At 40.2% G+C, this 17,443-nt stretch carries 14 protein-coding genes and 1 riboswitch; of the genes, 1 reads left to right on the plus strand and 13 read right to left on the minus strand.

The features are described 5' to 3' along the window. Nucleotides 1–20: 20 nt before the first annotated feature. A complete protein-coding gene (locus L8T27_RS14515) occupies nt 21–629 on the minus strand; it encodes a succinate dehydrogenase cytochrome b558 subunit (protein ID WP_233317547.1) in 609 nt (202 codons plus the stop codon). A gap of 506 nt (nt 630–1,135) precedes the next feature. Between L8T27_RS14515 and L8T27_RS14520 the strand changes: the two genes are divergently transcribed. After that, nucleotides 1,136–1,591 carry a YslB family protein gene (locus L8T27_RS14520; protein ID WP_233317545.1) on the plus strand — a complete coding sequence of 152 codons (456 nt, stop codon included), beginning with the start codon at nt 1,136–1,138 and terminating at the stop codon, nt 1,589–1,591. 37 nt (nt 1,592–1,628) lie between these two features. Here the strand turns inward: L8T27_RS14520 and L8T27_RS14525 are convergent, their stop codons facing one another. The 12 genes from L8T27_RS14525 to pheT all read right to left on the minus strand — a co-directional run bounded on the left by L8T27_RS14525 (nt 1,629) and on the right by pheT (nt 17,443). Beyond that, nucleotides 1,629–2,861 (minus strand): aspartate kinase, encoded by a 1,233-nt coding sequence (locus L8T27_RS14525; protein ID WP_233317543.1) that lies wholly within the window; start codon nt 2,859–2,861, stop codon nt 1,629–1,631. Nucleotides 2,862–2,983: 122 nt separating this feature from the next. Beyond that, nucleotides 2,984–3,164: riboswitch (Lysine riboswitch) on the minus strand. An 84-nt stretch (nt 3,165–3,248) separates the two neighbouring features. Continuing rightward, nucleotides 3,249–5,021: an excinuclease ABC subunit UvrC gene (gene uvrC / locus L8T27_RS14530; protein WP_237941782.1), complete on the minus strand. Its 1,773-nt coding sequence runs from the start codon at nt 5,019–5,021 to the stop codon at nt 3,249–3,251. A 199-nt stretch (nt 5,022–5,220) separates the two neighbouring features. Next, nucleotides 5,221–5,535 carry a thioredoxin gene (gene trxA / locus L8T27_RS14535; RefSeq protein ID WP_144456514.1) on the minus strand — a complete coding sequence of 105 codons (315 nt, stop codon included), beginning with the start codon at nt 5,533–5,535 and terminating at the stop codon, nt 5,221–5,223. Between the two features lie 145 nt (nt 5,536–5,680). Beyond that, entirely contained in the window at nt 5,681–6,655 is a 975-nt protein-coding gene (locus tag L8T27_RS14540) for an electron transfer flavoprotein subunit alpha/FixB family protein (protein WP_237941783.1), read from the minus strand. Nucleotides 6,656–6,670: 15 nt separating this feature from the next. Then, a complete protein-coding gene (locus L8T27_RS14545) occupies nt 6,671–7,414 on the minus strand; it encodes an electron transfer flavoprotein subunit beta/FixA family protein (protein ID WP_248574448.1) in 744 nt (247 codons plus the stop codon). A gap of 5 nt (nt 7,415–7,419) precedes the next feature. Beyond that, nucleotides 7,420–9,102, minus strand: coding sequence for a long-chain-fatty-acid--CoA ligase (locus L8T27_RS14550; protein WP_237941785.1), 1,683 nt, complete (start codon nt 9,100–9,102; stop codon nt 7,420–7,422). Between the two features lie 210 nt (nt 9,103–9,312). Then, nucleotides 9,313–9,720, minus strand: coding sequence for a DUF350 domain-containing protein (locus L8T27_RS14555; protein ID WP_233317532.1), 408 nt, complete (start codon nt 9,718–9,720; stop codon nt 9,313–9,315). 31 nt (nt 9,721–9,751) lie between these two features. Then, complete coding sequence (locus tag L8T27_RS14560) at nt 9,752–12,100, minus strand: endonuclease MutS2 (protein WP_233317530.1); 2,349 nt, start codon at nt 12,098–12,100, stop codon at nt 9,752–9,754. A gap of 79 nt (nt 12,101–12,179) precedes the next feature. Continuing rightward, complete coding sequence (gene polX / locus L8T27_RS14565; protein ID WP_237941786.1) at nt 12,180–13,898, minus strand: DNA polymerase/3'-5' exonuclease PolX; 1,719 nt, start codon at nt 13,896–13,898, stop codon at nt 12,180–12,182. A gap of 161 nt (nt 13,899–14,059) precedes the next feature. Next, a complete protein-coding gene (locus tag L8T27_RS14570; protein ID WP_233317518.1) occupies nt 14,060–14,602 on the minus strand; it encodes a CvpA family protein in 543 nt (180 codons plus the stop codon). Between the two features lie 10 nt (nt 14,603–14,612). Beyond that, the gene (gene zapA, locus L8T27_RS14575; RefSeq protein WP_233317516.1) at nt 14,613–14,873 is read right to left on the minus strand and encodes a cell division protein ZapA; all 261 of its coding nucleotides are present in this window, start codon (nt 14,871–14,873) and stop codon (nt 14,613–14,615) included. Between the two features lie 155 nt (nt 14,874–15,028). Next, a complete protein-coding gene (gene pheT / locus L8T27_RS14580) occupies nt 15,029–17,443 on the minus strand; it encodes a phenylalanine--tRNA ligase subunit beta (RefSeq protein ID WP_237941787.1) in 2,415 nt (804 codons plus the stop codon).

Genomic DNA, 17,443 nt, shown 5'->3' on the forward strand with positions numbered 1-17,443 from the left:
GTGCTCTATCATTCTAGTTTCTATACAAAAGCTAACAGCGCTCGTACGCCGATTGTTGATAAGATAATGAAAATTCCAATCGTAACATATGTACTAATTCTTTGTGATTTAGGAGTAACTGTAATTCCCCAGCTGACACAGAATGACCATAACCCGTTAGAGAAATGGAATATAGTGGAGATTACACCAACTAAATAAAAGGCAAACATCCAAGGATTTCCTAAGATCTCCTCCATCATATTATAATTGACTTCTTTCCCCATTTGAGCAGCTACCCGTGTTTCCCAAACATGCCATACAATGAATATCAATGTTACAATTCCAGTAACCCTCTGGATATAAAACATCCAATTTCGGAAATATCCATATTTCTTCGTATTGTTCTTGGCTGTAAAAGCAATATAAATACCGTATACAGCGTGATAAATAATTGGTAAAAAAATCACGAAAATTTCTAAAAAGTATCGGAACGGCAAATGCTCCATAAAGGCAGCTGCCTTATTAAATGATTCCGGTCCCTTTGTAGCAAAATGATTGACAACCAAATGCTGGATCAAAAATACACCGACTGGGATAACCCCCAGTAAAGAATGTAATCTTCTGAATAGAAACTCTCGATTTTTTGCCATACTTTTCCCCCCCTAATGATGAAATAGTTCTTTTTCCTCATAAAAGCGATTACAAGATAGAAAACTTACAATTCTGTGACAATTTCATTGTACTCCCAATAAAAATCTCGGTCAAGAAAACGGATACAATTATTCCAGATTTCTTTATCCTTTTTTATTATATGATTTTGCTCTTGGAAAAATTTCTACTTTATTTTACCGCATAGAAACTTTGGCCCTAAGGGAAAAATAATAGAAGCTGATAGAGCAGATGGCAGTAAGATTAAGCCTGCTTTTTCTCCTAGCTTTTTCCTGCTTGGCTTAAAGCTTTATATGATGTGTTATTTTGCCATACAGAACTAATAAAATAGACCTGATTTTCCTGTTATTATTCCCTTATCGCTATGTTTTTTTCTAGATTTTAAAGTATACTATTAAAGCGATATATTTTTTGTCGAAATTTACGATGCATTTAATGAATTTAATAACATATATTTAATAGAATTGTAGAAAGAGGAGAGAGGCAATTGAGCGAGATTACAACAGAAGAAAGAATAACGAAAGTAGAGGAAGACTCTCTTACAGTACCTGCCTATGGATACGAATTGCTGCGTGAAATTTTAATACCTGACTTGCTTGGAAGAGATACTCCGGATATCCTTTATTGGGCTGGCAAAAGAATTGCCCGAACTTTCCCCCTTGACCACTTGGAAGGAGCAGCTGCTTTTTTTGAAAAAGCAGGCTGGGGTCAGCTTGAAATCGTGAAAGCAAATAAAAATGAGATGGAATATAGCATTACAAGTCCATTAATTGAACAAAGGCTGAAGGAAAAGGGCAAATGCACATTCCAGTTGGAAGCAGGCTACCTTGCACAGCAGCACGAACAATTAAAAGAAGTAGTTGCAGAAGCGTTTGAAGATCCAAAACGACGCGGCAAAAAAATTACTATCACTGTCCGCTGGGACAGCAAAGATCCTGTATAAAAAAAGGTCCTCTTTCTTGAGGACCTTTTTATTGTTGTTATGCATTAATAACCGGTAAATTGCTCAAATCGAACGCATCATGAAGTGTTTCGACTGCTTTCACCATATTGCTTTTCTCAATAACAGTAGACACCTTAATTTCTGATGTGCTTACCATTTTTATCACAATATCTTGTTCTGCCAGCACTTTGAACATGTCTGCAGCAACACCTGGATTGGAAATCATGCCAGAGCCGACAATAGAGACTTTCGCAAGTCCTTGCTCTGACGCAACTCTATCATAACCAAGCACTGCTTTGTTTTCTTCAAGGACCTTAACTGTTTCTCCCAAATCACTGTCCTTAATGGAGAAGGAAAGGTTCGTTCCTTTGCTTTCAGTCAAGCTTTGTATGATAATATCCACATTGATGTGATGTGAAGCCAATGTAGAAAAGATAGTGGAAAGGCTAGTTAGCGGATCTTTCAGCCCAAACACCGTTACACTCGTAATATTATCTTCAAAAGCGACTCCGCGTACTACTAAATTTTGTTCCATTGATACTTCCTCCTCGATGATAGTTCCTTCTTCTTGTTCCATGCTTGAACGGACCACAAGCGGCATTTGATAGTTTTTCGCATATTCAACTGCTCGTGGATGCAATACCCCTGCGCCAAGGTTTGCCAATTCTAGCATTTCATCATATGAAATGGACAGCAGTTTTCTTGCTTCTTTTACAAAGCGCGGATCTGTCGTATATACACCTGTAACATCCGTATAAATATCGCATTTATCTGCCTTTAACGCAGCTGCTAGAGCTACCGCAGTCGTATCAGAACCGCCGCGGCCAAGTGTTGTAATGTCTCCGCCTTCTGTGATTCCTTGGAAGCCTGCGACAATGACAACCTTGCCATCCATCAGATGTTCTTCGATTCTCTCTGTTTTTATATTTAATATGCGGGCATTGCCATGGACTGCTTCTGTCTCCATGCCTGCCTGCCAGCCTGTAAACGAAATGGCATCTATATTCTTTTCATTCAGAGCCATAGCAAGTAAACTGATTGTGATTTGTTCTCCTGTTGACAGGAGTACATCCATTTCTCGTTTGCTCGGCTTTTCTGTAATTTCACCAGCTAGTTTTACTAATGAATCCGTTGTTTTTCCCATTGCTGAAACGACGACAACGACGTCATTCCCACGATTTTTTTCTTCCATTACTCTTTCGGCAACATGTTTAATTCTTTCTGCACTACCGACAGATGTTCCGCCAAATTTTTGAACTACTAATCCCACAGCTATTCCCTACCTTCTTTTCTCTTCTTAGAAGCTCTGTTCTATCACCTTTTTTTGCAAACAAAAAAGGCAATGAGAACATCTCATTGCCGTGCAGGTAAATACATATAAATGTGCACAAACAGCGAGATAGCTCTCCAAAACAGTTCCTTGTTTTGACAGTCTTACATTTATTCAATGCAAAACCAGCAAAGGAACGATGAGTTATCCCTTCACTTCGGCGATCTTCCCTTTCATAATTCTTCAATGAAGCTCATCCTTCTCCGAATTATTACTATTGAAGCTCGCACCTCTACCTTCACTTATTAAGTTATAAGTTGCCATCATTATAGCATATGGTTTTCAGCTTAACAACGCTATTTTTTATTTTTTTGCATAAAAATACAATCAATCTTTTAATTTTTCAAGAAGCTCCTCTGCAACAGCAGCTGGAATTCCGATATTTGTGAAGTCAGTAATCGATGCCTCTTTCATCTTTTTAACAGATCCAAATGTTTTTAACAGGAGCTTACGACGTTTTTCTCCAATCCCTGCAATGTCATCAAGCATAGACTGGAAGGCATTTTTCGAGCGCACTTGACGATGAAAGGTAATCGCAAACCGATGGACTTCGTCTTGAATACGCTGCAGGAGATAGAACTCCTGGCTGTTTCGTGCCAGCGGTATAATTTCAAGCGGATTTCCGTAAAGCAGCTGGGAAGTTCTGTGCTTATCGTCTTTCGCCAAGCCTGCAACCGGAATATCGAGTGCCAGTTCATCGAGGAGAATTTCTTTGACAGCCTCAATATGACCTTTCCCTCCATCAACAAGAATCAAATCTGGCATTGGCAGTCCATCTTTTAATACGCGCTGATATCTTCTGCGCACAACCTCCCGCATCGATTCATAATCATCCGGTCCTTGAACTGACTTTATCTTATACTTCCTGTATTCCTTTTTCGCCGGTTTTCCGTCAACAAACACAATCATGGCCGAAACTGGGTTTGTTCCTTGAATATTACTGTTATCAAAGGCTTCAATTCTGTGCGGCGTGTAAATCCCCATCTGGCTTCCTAAATTCTCTACTGCTTTGATTGTGCGCTCTTCGTCTCTGTCAATTAAAGCAAATTTTTCATGAAGAGCATTTTTGGCATTTTTATTTGCCAACAATACTAGGTCCTTTTTCTGACCTCTTTGCGGTTTAATCACTTTCACACCAAGAAGCTCTTCGACCATTTCCCCTTGAATGGAATCTGGTATTAAGATTTCTCTCGGTTTGAAATGATTAGCCTTTGAATAAAATTGTCCGAAATAGGTGAGCATCTCTTCTTCCGGCTCTTGATAAATTGGGAACATGCTAACATCTCGCTCAATCAGCTTTCCTTGTCTGATGAAAAACACTTGGACACACATCCAGCCTTTGTCAACTGAATATCCAAAAACATCTCTGTCGACAAGGTCTGTCATCATCATTTTTTGCTTTTCCATCGTAGCTTCAATATTAGCAATCTGGTCTCTGTATTCTTTTGCCCGCTCAAAATCAAGCTCCTCAGCAGCAGCTGACATTTTTGCTGTGAGCTCCTTTTTTATCTCCTTATAGCCGCCATTCAGAAACTTTGTAATCTCATCAACCATCTTGCGGTATTCTTCCTGAGGCACCTCATTTACACATGGAGCAAGGCATTGTCCAAGATGATAATAAAGACATACTCTGTCTGGCAATGTAGTGCATTTACGAAGAGGATAAAGCCTGTCAAGGAGCTTTTTCGTTTCATTAGCGGCCTGTACGTTAGGGTATGGACCGAAGTATTTGCCTTTATCCTTTTTCACATTACGTGTCGTAATTAACCGGGGATGTCTTTCTGCTGTCAGCTTAATAAATGGATAACTTTTGTCGTCCTTAAGCATAATATTGTATTTCGGATCATGCTTTTTAATTAGATTAATCTCTAAGATAAGTGCTTCTATATTAGATGAAGTGATAATATATTCAAAGTCCTCTATTTCATTCACAAGCCGCAAGGTTTTCCCGTCATGCGAACCAGTGAAATAAGAGCGGACGCGGTTTTTAAGTACCTTTGCTTTCCCTACATAGATGATCGTTCCTTGTCTGTCTTTCATCAGGTAGCATCCTGGCTGGTCAGGCAAAAGCATCAGTTTGTTTTTTATTGTATCGTTCATTGCAGTCCCTCCCTGAACGCACTTGTTTATACAGAACATAAGTACTATTATATATGATAGGGCAGAAGCTCGTTTTCAGCAACTATGAGTGTGTGTAAGTTGGAGGAAGGGAATGAGGATTTTTCCAAAAGTCCAACTAAAAGCTGATTAAAGGCCAAAAAAAGAACCCTAGGAAGTCCCAGGGTTTTGTTTTTGAGTCTTAAACGTGTTTAGCCAATAGCTCAGAAAGAGCTTCTTTTGGTTGGAAACCAACAACTTTATCGACTACTTCGCCGTCTTTGAATACCAACAATGTTGGGATGCTCATTACGCCGAATTTAGAAGCTGATTCTTGGTTTTCGTCAACATCGATTTTCACGATTTTAACTTTATCACCAATTTCTGAATCCAATTCTTCCAATACTGGTGCAATCATTTTACATGGTCCGCACCAAGGTGCCCAAAAATCTGCAAGGACTACGCCTGAACCTGTTTCTTCTGAAAAGTTTTGATCTGTTGCATGTGAAATTGCCATTTATATATGCCTCCTCTTAGTGTTAAACCTGATAATATCCCAAAGTATACCACCGTTTTACTATTGATGCTAATAATTTGTTTCGTCCATCATTTTTCCCATCTGTTCCTGCATCTATTCAGTCGTTTTGCCCACTTGACTTTCGTTATTGGCTGTCTTGAGATCTCAAGCCTTTCTCTAGTAATGGCAACACATCAAAAACATTCCCGACAATTCCATAATCTGATGCTTGAAAAATCGGTGCTTCTTCATCCTTGTTAATCGCAATAATTATATCTGCTGACGTAATGCCGACTAGATGCTGGATAGCTCCTGAAATTCCACATGCGATATATATTTTTGGGGCGACTGTTTCTCCTGTCTGGCCAATTTGATTGGATGCATCACACACGCCAAGTTCAACAGCCCCTCGTGACACGCCAACTTTACCTCCTAATGTCTCGGCAAGCTGTTTGACAAGAAGATAGCCACTTTCATTTCCAACACCTCTGCCTGCTGCAGCAATTATGTTGGCATTTGCCAGTTCTTCCTTGCCGCTGCTCTTTTTCTCAAGCCGGACAAGGGAAAAGTCAGGATTGTTTACAATTGGAGATTGTATCTCTTTAATACCCTTTTTCTCCTCAAGCCTGTTATCAGCTTTCCAAGCTTTTTGCTTTATGCTTAAAATACAATGATTGTTTATCTGCACCTTGTTGATAATATTTCCAGATAAAATTTGTCTTGTTACAAACAAGCTATCTGGCCCCGTTTTTATTTCTACAATATTAGAAACTAGGGGGAGTTTAAGGGATTCGGAAAGACATGCTGCTAGTGTTTTGCCAAAGTCCGTCTGTCCTAATAACACGGCATAAGGCTGCTCTGCTTCTATGAATTGCTTTATGAGAGGAAGCAATGTATGAACATTAGGTCTGGAGAGCTTACTGTTTTTCATGAACACAACTCTGTCACAGTGATAATACATAAGATCATCAGCAATTGATTCATCATCGTCGTCGCCGACAAGCAAGACAACTATTTCGCTATCGCTGGATATTTTAGTAGCTGCCTCCATGCACTCTAATGTGACTGAATGTAATTTATCCTGTCTTTTTTCCGCAATAATCACTATTCGCTTTTTCAATTTCTCTCACTCCCGTCACTCTTGTATATGGCTTTGTATTATTTGCGCCAATTGTTTCACTTTGTCTTCCAGTTCCCCTTCCAACAGAATCTTTTTCCGATCATTTACGAAATAGCTGAAATCAACTGTTTGAATATCCTTTTGATTTTGATAGGCTACTGTCTTTTTTTCAAGAGGCTTTTGTTTAGCCTTCATGATGCTTGAGAGCTTCGGCAAACGAGGTGTATGCAGGCCTTGCGGGATTGTGAGGAGAACTGGAAATTTCCCTTTATATGTCTCTAAATCTCCATTGCTCTCCTTCGTTATGAAAACAGCCTCTTTTTCTACTTCCAGCTTTGCCGCCTTTGAAAGGAAGGGAAGTCCTAATATTGTTGCCACTCTAGGTCCAACTTGTCCTGAGCCCCCATTTGTCGAAAAGTCTCCAGCTAAGATAAGATCATACGGCAGGCTGCTTAATTGCTCAGCAATAAGCTTAGCAATTACAGCCGGCTCTAAGTCTTCGTCTGTTTTTACGAATAGGGCATTGTCTGCTCCCATCGCAAGTGCTCTTCTAAGATGTTTTTCAGCTTCCCGATGGTGAACAGTCAAGACTGTAACGCTGCCTCCGTAAGCTTCCTTTAAAAGCAGAGCTTCCTCTAATGCTGCTTCATCTGGCGGATTAACACTTTCTTTTAAATTGGTATGCTGTATCTTCCCGTTCTCAATCATAAGCTGCTGGTTTGCTTCCAGGACGATTGAAAGCAAGACGATGATATTCATCCCCATTATCTCCCTTCTTCCGTTTCCTTCTCCTTTAACTCTCTTCTCAATACTTTGCCGATCGCTGACTTTGGCAGCTCATCACGGAATTCATAAATTCTTGGCACCTTAAAGGTTGCCATCCTTGTTCGCATAAATGTATTCAGCTCATCGTCTGAAACCTGCTCTCCTTCTTTCAACACAATAAATGCCTTCACTGTTTCACCTCGGTAAGAGTCTTTCACACCGACAACTGCTGCTTCCTGAACGGCAGGATGCTCATACAGAACCTCTTCGACTTCTCGTGGATATATATTAAAGCCGCCGGCGATTATCGTATCCTTTTTCCTGTCAACAATATAGAAAAAGCCCTTTTCATCCATATAACAGAGGTCGCCTGTATACAGCCATCCGTCCTTTAGAACAAGCTCTGTCTCCTCTTGATTATTCCAATATCCCTTCATTACTTGAGGTCCTTTAACTGCCAGCTCACCAATTTCTCCAGGAGGGAGCATTTCACCCGTTTCCGGCGAGAAAACAGCAGCATCTGTACCAGGCCATGGTACACCTATGCTTCCTTTAACAATATCGTGATCCCATAAGAAGTTAACATGCGTCACTGGAGAGGCTTCTGTCAGTCCATAGCCCTCAACCAGCTTTCCGCCAGTCTTCTCTTCAAAGCGGTCGATAATCTCTTTAGGAAGCGGAGCAGAACCGCTTATAGCGGCAATGATTGAGGATAGGTCATATTTTTTAATATCTGGATGGTTCAACAAGCCGATATAAATAGTCGGCGCCCCAGGGAATACGGTAGGCTTTTGTTTATGAATCGTTTTAAGTGCAGTAATCGCATCAAATTTTGGGAGCAAGATCATTTTGTATATCTCCATGACAGACAGGACAAGCACAGTCATCATCCCATACACATGGAAAAGGGGCATAATTGCAAGGAGCCTTTCTTTGCCTTTCTCCAGCTTATACAGCCACTGGCGGCACATAGCAGTGTTGGCAACAAGGTTTTGATGTGTTAGCATAACGCCTTTCGGGAATCCTGTTGTTCCTCCTGTGTACTGGATAATCGCCAAGTCTTCCTCAAAGTTAAGGCTGTGTTCTGTAAACTCTTCTACAGGCTTTTTCCAAATTTTTTTTAACAGATGGGTAGATCCCTCATGTTTGACGGAAGGAATAATGCCATGCTCTTTTTTCTGGATATATGGATAAACGAGATTTTTGGGGAATGGGAGGAATTCACTGATAGAGGTTACAAGTATTTGCTCTATACTTGTCATTTCTTGTACATTTTTTACGCGGTTGTAAAGGATATCGAGTGTAATAATGACTTTTGCGCCAGCGTCATTGAGGATAAATTCAATTTCTCTTTCTTTATAAAGAGGGTTTACTGGAACTACAATCGCTCCGGCAAGCATAATGGCATAAAAACTGATTACAGTTTGCGGGATATTTGGCAGCATTACTGCAACCCTGTCTCCCTTATTCACTCCGATGCTTTGCAAATAAGCTGCTAGTTTAGATGATTTTTGATACGTTTGCTTAAACGTTAATTCCTTTCCCATAAAGTGAACTGCCTTATGTTTCGGATATTCTTTTGCTGCATTGCGCAGCAGCTGGGGAAGGGTTTCTGCCTTATAATAAACATTTTTCGCTGTTTCCTTTGGATAAAGTTCAAGCCAAGGTTTCTCTGTTTCCAAACCTGCTCCTCCTAACATAGTTGAGATTGTACTAGCTTATTATATGGCGGGAAGGAGCTTTAGGACATTTAAAATAAGCCTAAATTATAAAAAGGGCATTTTTAAATAACAAAAGAGACCAGTTTCCTTGAAACTGGTCTCTGAATGTAGCCAAACTTCTATAAGGTTGTAGATCTGCAGCCAGTATACTTAAAAAACTGGTCTACCCCATTAGGAGATGCCTGCACCTATTATATAGGAAAGGCCGATTGAAATAATCATAGAGATAAGACCGACCGCTCTGTTATCATTTTTTATCTCTTCATCAATCTTAAATTTCGGTGTTAAAAACTCAAAAATAAAGTATCCTATCAGCAATAGGAAGAAACCGAATATTCCCCAGGCAATCATCGTCAGCAATGAGTCATTCTGCATGATGGAATGCCTGAATACATTCGCAATCCCGAATATTTTACCGCCTGTTGCCATCGCAACAGCAACATTCCCTTTTTTTATCTCTTCCCAGTTATTATATTTTGTAACTAATTCAAATATAGATAAAAAAACAACGATGCTCAGGATAACAACACTGTAATCGCCAGCGGTGTTCACATATTCATTGCTCCAAAATGCATTCATCTGGCATCTCCTCTCTCTTGTCTTGTTTCTATTATTTCAGTTCTACAACGGTAACGCCGCTGCCGCCTTCCCCAGCCTCACCGAAGCGAATACTTTTGACGGAACGATGGTTTTTTAAGTATTCTTGCACACCTGTTCGTAGTGCTCCAGTTCCTTTGCCATGAATGATGGATACTCTTGGATAGCCTGCTAACAGACTGTCATCAATATATTTCTCAACACGCGCCAAGGCATTTTCATACCTTTCCCCTCGAAGATCTAGTTCAAGACTTACATGGAAATCTTTGCCCCTGATTGTTGCAAGTGGTTTTGTTTCCACCACTTTAGGCGCTTTAATGAACTCCATATCACGCTCTTTCACTTTCATCTTCATAATGCCGATTTGAACTTGCCACTCTTTATTAGAGACCCTTTCAATCAGCTGGCCCTTCTGGTCAAATGTCAGTACTTTTACTTCATCCCCCGGCTGGAACTCATGATTTGTTTTCACTGCTTCTTTTCGCTTAATCGCTGATTTTGGAGCAGCATCCTCAAGGCGTTTTCTTGCATCAATTAATTCATGCTCTTTAATTTCCGCCCGTTTCTCCAGCTGCATTTTCCGTAAATCTGAAATGACTGTTTCCGCTTCTTGTTTCGCATTTTCAACGATATCTGCGGCTTTCTTTTTAGCCTTTTCTTCAAGCGCCTCTTTTTTCTCGTAATATTCCATTACTTGCTTTTGCAGGTCACGATGCAGCATTTCCGCCTGCTTCAGCAAATCAGCAGCTTCCTTATGCTCGGATTCTGCAGCTCTGCGGCTTTCTTCCAGGGAAGCAATCATATTTTCAATTTTGTTCGTTTCTGCACTCACATGAGATCTCGCTGTTTCAATAACATCCTCATTTAATCCGAGTCGTTTGGAAATCTCGAACGCATTGCTCCGTCCAGGAACACCAATCAGCAGTTTATAGGTAGGACTTAATGTCTCAACATCAAACTCTACACTGGCATTAACAACACCTTCTCGATTATACCCGTATGCTTTCAACTCAGGATAATGGGTTGTGGCAATTACTCTTGCTCCTCTTTTGTTTACTTCATCCAAAATAGAAATGGCAAGTGCTGCCCCTTCTTGAGGATCTGTTCCGGCACCAAGCTCATCAAACAGGACAAGGCTGCTGCTGTTAACTTCCTTCAATATGCTTACAATATTGACCATATGAGAAGAGAATGTACTTAATGATTGTTCAATAGACTGCTCATCGCCAATATCTGCATATACAGCCTCAAACACACCCATTTCTGATTCATCAAGAGCAGGAATTTGCAAACCGGATTGAGCCATTAATGTGCATAAGCCTACTGTTTTTAATGTTACTGTTTTACCGCCTGTATTCGGTCCTGTTATAACAATAGAAGAATAAGCATCTCCTAATGCGACATCATTAGCTACAACCTCGTCAATTGGAATCAAGGGATGTCTTGCCTTGAACAAGTTTATTTTTCTTTCATTATTTATGATTGGTTTTGTTCCTTTAATGCGATGACCATATTTCGCCTTAGCAAACATAAAGTCAATTTCCTTTAATATCTCCACAATTTCCAGCAGCTCTTCTCTATGCTCTGCCACAAGAACAGTCAGCTGTGCTAGAATTCGGTCTATTTCCTGCTGCTCTTTTACGCGTATGCCTTGCAGCTCATTATTTAATGTTACAACCGATTGAGGCTCAATAAATAATGTTTGACCTGAAGCACTTTGGTCATGGATGATTCCACCATAATGTCCTCTGTATTCTTGTTTAACAGGGATAACATAACGGTCATTCCGGATTGTGATGATTGTATCTGACAGCATCTTTGCTGCATTAGCGGAACGAATCATGCTTTCTAGTTTTTCCCGCACCTTCGATTCATTTCTTCTTAATTGGTTGCGAAGAGCGCGCAATGCTTCACTCGCACTATCCATAACTGTCCCTTGTTCATCAATGGCCATTTTAATTTCTTCTTCCACTTCAGCGAGCACAACAATGCCGTCAACCAGTTCCTGTAAAATAGGGATTGGATCTTCTTGATGGAATTCCTCTGTGAATCTTTTTATTTGTCTGCTCACATGGACTGTACTTGCTACTTGGTTCAATTCAACGGGACTTAACATCCCGCCGATGGATGAACGCTTCACATGCGGGCGGATATCATGTATTCCGCTTAACGGAATGTTTCCCCTCATTCGGAAAACTTTTGCCGCTTCATCTGTTTCCTCCTGCCATTGAACCACTTCTTCATAGCTTGTGGAAGGCATCAGCTCAGAAGCCTTTATCATTCCTAATGGAGAAGAAACATGCTCTAGCAGCTGGCTTTTAATCTTGTCGAATTCTAATGTCTTCAATACTCTTTCTTGCATGGAGTTATCTCCTTTATCTTTTTAATGCAAACGTAAATTTTTCTTTCCTAGTATTATAGAAAAAATTTTTTAGCTTTTATTACTTATGACGATTCTTTAGAAAATCCAACAGTTTTTCCGTATCCCACGTATTAATTACTGTATTTTTATTTATCCAGCCTTTTTTCGCTGTAGACACACCGATGCCCATATAAGCAAGCTCCTTCGTGTGATGAGCATCTGTATTGATGACAAGATGAACACCAGCATCCTGCGCTTTCTTAATATTTTCTGCATTCAAATCTAGACGGTTTGGATTGCTGTTCAGCTCAAGTACTGTATTTGTTTCTTTGGCAAGCCTGATTAAATCGTCCATATCCACTTCATAGCCCTCTCTGATTCCGATTTTTCTTCCTGTCGGATGGGCAATGATATCGACATGCTTATTGCGCAGTGCATTCTCGAGTCTTTCCATAATCTTATGCTTAGGCTGAGAGAAGGAAGAGTGGATGGATGCGATAACGATGTCCATTTGCTCAAGAAGCTCGTCATCATAATCAAGTGTTCCGTCCGGTAAAATATCCATTTCAACACCAGCTAAAATGGTAATATCATCGTACTTTTCATTAAGCGCTTTAATAATCTGAAGCTGTTCTTGCAAACGTTCCGGTGTTAAGCCGTTCGCCACCTTTAAATAGCGGGAGTGATCTGTAATTGCCATATATTTGTAGCCGCGCTGTCTGTTTGCTTCGATCATTTCTTCGATAGAAAACGCACCATCACTCCAGGTTGTATGCATATGCAAATCACCTTTAATATCTTCAAGAGAGATGATATCCAATTCTTCTTTGAAATCTTCGACTTCCTTGCCATCTTCTCTCATTTCAGGAGGAATGAACGGCAAGCCGAAATAATGGTAGAATTCCTCTTCAGTCGAAAATGTTTCTACTTCCCCTGTTTCAGTGTCTTCCACACCATATTCGCTTATTTTTTTGCCTCGTTCCTTTGCAAGCTGCCTCATTCTGACATTGTGATCCTTGCTACCTGTGAAATGATGTAAGGTTGTTGCAAATTCCTCCGGCTTAACGAGGCGGAAATCAATGGAAACATCAAATTCCAATTCAAGCACAACACTTACCTTCGTATTGCCAGCACCAATGACTTCCTTTATGCCTGGTAGGGTCAGCAATTTGTCTTTTACGTCTGCTGGTGAATTGGTGGCAATAATAAAGTCCAAATCTTTAATCGTCTCCCGCATTCTTCTAATGCTACCTGCACGGGAAAACCTTTCAATCGCTTCTATTTTTTCTAACTCACCTTCAATGGAAAAAGCCACTCGAAGCATATAAGCAAGCGGAAGTCTATCTGGCCTTGAACCAAAGCTGTCAAGCGCCTCCAGTATTTTATCTTCTGTTTTTTTGCCAAAGCCGCTCAAGGATTGGACTTTCTTTTCCTGACACGCAAGCTTCAAGTCCTCTGCATTTTCAATGCCGAGTTCTTTGTAGAGTTTAGCAATCTTTTTGCCTCCAAGACCTGGCAGCTGAAGCAATGGTATTAACCCTTTAGGCACTTCTTCCTTTAGTTCCTTCAATACAGAGGATTCTCCTGTATGGATAAAGTCCTCTATGACAGCAGCAGTGCCCTTTCCGATGCCAGGAAACGCTGTGAAATCTTCTATTTCGTCTAATGTTTGTTCTGTTGTTTCCAACGCTTGTGCTGCTTTGCGAAATGCGGATATTTTAAAGGAGTTTTCCCCTTTTAATTCCATATATATTGCAATTTGTTCTAATTGGCGTACTACTTCTTTTTTTGTTGTCATTGTTATCACCTACATAATCCTGTCATTGATTAGTATGTTTCCCTTAATTCTGTCAAACAATAATATCATAACATGTTCTGCTATTTTTCTATAACAAGTTGCTACTATTTAAGCAAAAAGAAACCCCTCCAGCCTCATAGCCGGAAGAGTTCCTATTGCCTTTAGGAGGCTACGTATTCAAACCAAATTTCCTTGATTTTTTCCGAAAAGTATGGAGTGTTTTCGATAATACCTGCTGCTACAACCGAATTATTCAAATGTGTCTGAATGAACTCAGCAGGAAGCAATGCTGCAATATAAAGCAGGATAAACAGCACCAAATAGGTTTCAACAAAGCCTAAAATTGCTCCGGCCCAAGTGTTAAGCTGCTTCAAGACAGGAAGGCTTGCGACAAAATCGACCATGCTGCCGATGATTTGCCAGATTATTTTCACAGCAAAGAAAATCACTGCAAAAGCGACTGCACGGTAAAATACCTCTTCCAAGTTTGTGCTGCCAAAAAGTCCTTGAACGAAACTGTTCTCACTTGTATTTGTATAAGGTATCCATAAGTTTAATTTAGTTGAGAGCGGTATATAATATTTATTTGCAACAATAAATGCCACGATAAATCCTGTCAAATGAATGATCTGCAGGATAAAGCCCCGTTTCAGCCCTCTCAAGAGACCAAAAACGAGCAGAATGATGACGATTAAATCCAACATGAACTTTTTTTCAGTCCTTTTCTCTATTTAATTCATTTTCCAATTCTTCCACGCGATCTATTAGCTTAATATAGTCATTTACAATATTAACAGCTGTCAGCACTGCTAATTTATTTGTATCAAGGGATGGATTCTTCCCGTAAATCTCGCGCATTTTCTTGTCCACGATAGAGGCAACCAATCGAACATGACTGGAAGATTCTTGGCCGAGTATTACATATTCCGTTCCATATATTTTCACATTCGTACGGTTTTTTTGTGCATCTGACACTATCTTGCCTCCAATCCTTTAAGAATCCTAATCTATATCATACCATGAAGTGACTTTAAGTGGGAAGTCATTGCATGGTAAATACAGCAAGTTTTACAGCTTCTCCCGCTCTCCTCGCAAAAAAAGCTGGCCATACCGGCCAGCTTCCATCTATATTATCCTCTTAACACAGCTCCTGCTTTCTCTTTAACAGCTTCTAAAACTTTGTCATGCGACTTTGTAATCATGTCATCTGTCAATGTTTGTTCTGGATCGAAATATTTTAGAGAGTAAGCAATGGATTTTTTGCCTTCTTCCATTTTGTCTCCTTCATACAGGTCAAACACCTGTACTTCTTTCAGTAAGGAACCGCCTGCTTCAACGATAATTTTTTGGATTTCGCCAGCTGAAATTGTGGTATCAACAACAAGAGCAATATCTCTTGTTACGCTAGGGAATCTTGGAATTGTCGTGTATTGCAAGTCTGTAACTTCAGCAGCAAGCAGCTTGCTTAAATCTAATTCAAAGACATATGTTTCTTTCAAATCAAGCTCATTTTGAACTTGTGGATGCACCTGGCCAGCAAACCCGATTGATTCACCTTTGAACAAAATATCTGCTGTTCTTCCAGGATGCATGCCATCCATTGTTCCGCGCGTAAACTCGATTTCTTCAGAAACGCCAAGCTTCTGGAACAGCCCTTCAAGCACTCCCTTTAATACGAAGAAATCAACCGGTTTTTTCTCACCTTGCCAGATATGAGAAACCCATGATCCTGTAATAGCACCTGCAACATGCTCTTTTTCTTCCGGAAGCTCATTTTGTGCTGTCTCCAAGAATACAACGCCTGTTTCATAAACAGACAGGCTGTCATTTTGGCGGGCAGCATTATATTTTACTACCTCTAACAGCTGTGGAACGATGCTTTGTCTCAGCAATGCTCTTTCTTCACTCATTGGCATTGCCAGGCGGACTGGATTTCTTTTCTCTAGTGCAAATTGCTGAACTTTCTTTTCACTTGTTAATGCATAAGTGATGGCTTGATATAATCCTGCACCTTCTAAATATTTGCGGACAGCGCGACGCTTTTTCTGATATTCTGACAACGCGCCTGGGATAGCTGCACCGATAGGCAAGGTTGTTGGAATATGATCATAACCGAAAAGTCTTGCTACTTCTTCTGTTAAATCTTCTGGAATAGAAATATCATTTCTTCTAGTCGGCACTGTTACTGTGAAGCTGCCGTTTTCAACAGAAGTTTCAAATTGAAGCCTTTTGAAAATATCTGTCACTTCGCCTTCTGTTAAAGAAGTCCCTAATACATTGTTCAATTTCTCTAAAGTAATCGAAACAATTTTCGGCTCAGCTTTTAGGTTTTCTGCTGCCACTTCACCTTCCAAAACGTCTCCGCCTGCATAAATTTGAAGCAATTGCGCCGCTCTTTCAGCAGCTTGACGAACACGATTAGGATCGATTCCTTTTTCATATCTTGCGCTCGCTTCACTTCTTAAGCCTAGTGTTTTAGAGGATTTACGGATAACTCCAGCTTCGAAATAAGCAGATTCCAAAAGGACTGTTGTTGTATCGCTTTGAACCTCTGAATTTGCACCGCCCATTACACCAGCTACAGCAACTCCAGCTTCACCGTTTGTAATTAGCAAATTGTCTTCTGTCAGCGTTCTTTTTGCATCATCCAAAGTTACGATTGTTTCTCCAGCTTTTGCTCTTCTTACAAGAATTTCTTTTGAACCAAAACGATCATAGTCAAATGCATGCAGAGGCTGACCGTATTCTAACAGAATATAGTTTGTGATATCGACAACATTGTTATGTGGACGGATACCAGCAGCCATTAGTCTTCCTTGCATCCATAATGGTGATGGAGCGACTTTAACGTTTTTAATAATTTTTGCTGTGTATAGTGGTACATCCTCACTGTTTTCCACTTTTACGCTTACATAATCCGCAGCGCTTTCTGCTGTTTTTGGATAGTCAACAGCAGGAAGCTTTACGTCCTTGCCTAAAACAGCTGCAACTTCATAAGCAACTCCTAACATGCTTAAGCAATCTGATCTGTTTGGAGTCAGGCCAAGCTCAAGGACTGCATCATCTCTTTGTAAATACTCAAGTGCATCTCTGCCTACTTCCACATCACCTGGGAACACGAAAATGCCTTCTGAATAATCTTTTGCAACAACTTTTGCTTCAATGCCAAGCTCCTGCAGGGAACAAATCATTCCATTTGATTCCTCACCGCGCAGCTTCGCTTTTTTAATTTTGAAGTTCCCTGGAAGAACTGCTCCAACCTTAGCAACAGCTACTTTTTGGCCAGCATCAACATTTGGTGCTCCACAAATGATTTGAACTGGTTCGCCGTCGCCTACATCTACTAGACATTTGTTCAGTTTATCTGCATTTGGGTGCTGTTCACGCTCTAATACATGACCGATAACGACATTTTTCATGCCTTCATTTAGCACTTCCACACCTTCTACCTCAATACCGCTTCTCGTGATGCGATCAGCTAACTCCTCAGGTGTTATATCATTTAAATCTACATATTCTTGCAACCATTTATAAGAAACTAACAT

The organism is Niallia sp. Man26, from assembly GCF_022049065.2.
Classification (GTDB): domain Bacteria; phylum Bacillota; class Bacilli; order Bacillales; family Cytobacillaceae; genus Niallia.

What these genes read in the sequence shown, in the direction of transcription:
- uvrC (WP_237941782.1), bottom strand. Translation starts at nt 5,021, where the DNA reads ATGAACGATACAATAAAAAACAAACTGATGCTTTTGCCTGACCAGCCA.
- polX (WP_237941786.1), bottom strand. Translation starts at nt 13,898, where the DNA reads ATGACAACAAAAAAAGAAGTAGTACGCCAATTAGAACAAATTGCAATA.
- L8T27_RS14545 (WP_248574448.1), bottom strand. Translation starts at nt 7,414, where the DNA reads ATGAATATCATCGTCTTGCTTTCAATCGTCCTGGAAGCAAACCAGCAG.
- L8T27_RS14570 (WP_233317518.1), bottom strand. Translation starts at nt 14,602, where the DNA reads ATGTTGGATTTAATCGTCATCATTCTGCTCGTTTTTGGTCTCTTGAGA.
- L8T27_RS14560 (WP_233317530.1), bottom strand. Translation starts at nt 12,100, where the DNA reads ATGCAAGAAAGAGTATTGAAGACATTAGAATTCGACAAGATTAAAAGC.
- pheT (WP_237941787.1), bottom strand. Translation starts at nt 17,443, where the DNA reads ATGTTAGTTTCTTATAAATGGTTGCAAGAATATGTAGATTTAAATGAT.
- trxA (WP_144456514.1), bottom strand. Translation starts at nt 5,535, where the DNA reads ATGGCAATTTCACATGCAACAGATCAAAACTTTTCAGAAGAAACAGGT.
- L8T27_RS14555 (WP_233317532.1), bottom strand. Translation starts at nt 9,720, where the DNA reads ATGAATGCATTTTGGAGCAATGAATATGTGAACACCGCTGGCGATTAC.
- L8T27_RS14515 (WP_233317547.1), bottom strand. Translation starts at nt 629, where the DNA reads ATGGCAAAAAATCGAGAGTTTCTATTCAGAAGATTACATTCTTTACTG.